Here is a 1,750-nt window from a genome sequence, read left to right on the forward strand (position 1 = left end):
CCAAGGCCAGGTAGTTAAGGCTTTTGGGCCGCTGGCAAGGGCACTGAGGGATTTGGCTGGGCGGTGTAGATGCCTGGCCCGATCTTGCGGATGAGCTGGCTGCTGGCCCAGCGGGACAGTTGCCGGTACATGGTGTTGAGGGTGACATCGCCGAGGTGGCGGGCGATGTCCTGGGCCGGCCAGGAGCGTCCGGGGTCTTGGTGGAGTAGGGCCAGGACCTGTTGTTGTCTGCGGCGCTCGGCTGCGGCGAGGGGCCGCTCGTCCCGGGAGACGGCAGGTGGCGTGGGCACGGGTTGCAAGAGGGTGATGACCAGGCCGGTGACGGTGCGGCTGTGGTCGGGTCTGCCGTCGTCGAGTCGTTCTTTGTAGCGGGAGACGGGCGATTTGACCTTCCGCGTGCTCACCCGCGGGCGGCGGGCCGGGAGCAGTCCGGCCAGGACGGCGCGGGCGATGACCCCGGCGCCCGGGGTCGTGTCGTCGCATGTCACGCTGGCGGCTTGGATCACCTGGTCGCGGGCGCTTTGCAGGGCGATGGTGAAGGAGCAGCGGTCGGGGTCGGTGCCCGGCCGGGATTCGGCGGCGTCGACCATGACGGTGCGTAGCAGCTGGTAGAGCGTGAGCAGCGCCCACATCTCCTGCTGCAGGCCGGCCGGGTCGCCGGAGCGCAGGACTCGCCCGCGCAGGAGGGTGTGGCGCAGGGCGTAGTACGCCGATTCGTGTTCCCACCGCTGGTGGTAGAGGCTGACCAGGGCGTCGGCCGGGTAGCGGCGGGGGTCGGTCAAGGTGGTGGCCAGCCGGTAGGAGCCGGTGAAGACGGTGCCGTCGGCGCAGGTCACGGTGATCTGCGCGTCGATGATTCGCAGGTTGACCGTGCCGATCACGGACAGGTAGGAGCCGTCGGCCAGGCGGGACAGGATCGGCGCGCGGCGGTTGCTGCGCAGCCGGCCCAGGATCTGGGCTCCGGTGCCTGTCACCGCGGCGAGGAAGTCGTTGCCGTCGAAGCCCTTGTCCCACAGCACCAGCATGTCCGGCCGCAGCAGGTGCAGCAGCCGCTTGGCGTACTCGGTCTCGCCCGTGGCGGTAGGCCCAAAGACGGCGCCGATCATCGCCCGGGTGCCGGTCTCCACCAGGGTCATCAGCTCCAGCTGGGGATAGCCGCCATGGGCCAGTCGATCGAGCCAGGCCCGGTTCCGGCCGGTATCGGGCACCTTCAGTGAGCTGCAGCCGTCGAAGGAGACTGTCCGGTAGCGGCCGAACCGCACCCCGGGTGTCACCGGCTGGGCCAGCGGGCCGCACACCACCTCGAACAGCGCCCGCATCGGCGCAGCGCCCACCCGGCGGCGCAGGTCGCGTAACGCCTTGGCGGTCGGCGAAGCAACCGCGGGCAGCCCGGCCAGCGCGCTGGTCATCTTGTCCCAGACCAGCCGGTAGCCGACCTCCGGGAACAGGCACATCGCCAGCAGGAAGTACACCCCGACTCGCGAGGGAAGCTCCCGGAGCCGGTGCTGCACCCGGCCCGTCTCCGCCAGCACTGCATCCACCAGCTCGAACGGCACCACCTGGGTGAGCTCTCCCAGATGGCCCGGCGCGAACATTCCCGCGGCCACCCGCACCATCCGGGGGATGACAAACTGATCCCGCAACGGGACTCCACTCTTCAGATGATCTTCGCCGACATCTGATCTACAGGAGTCCGTTGCACGCCTCAGCCGATTGACAAGAACCGAATCCCCTTAACTACCTGGCCTTG

At 69.2% G+C, this 1,750-nt stretch carries 1 protein-coding gene; it reads right to left on the bottom strand.

Going from position 1 to position 1,750, the window contains the following annotated elements:
- Positions 1-14 precede the first annotated feature (14 nt).
- Positions 15-1,643 carry an IS4 family transposase gene (locus tag ACIBI9_RS67820; protein WP_397239673.1) on the bottom strand — a complete coding sequence of 543 codons (1,629 nt, stop codon included), beginning with the start codon at positions 1,641-1,643 and terminating at the stop codon, positions 15-17.
- Positions 1,644-1,750: the final 107 nt, after the last annotated feature.

The organism is Nonomuraea sp. NPDC050451 (assembly GCF_044458585.1).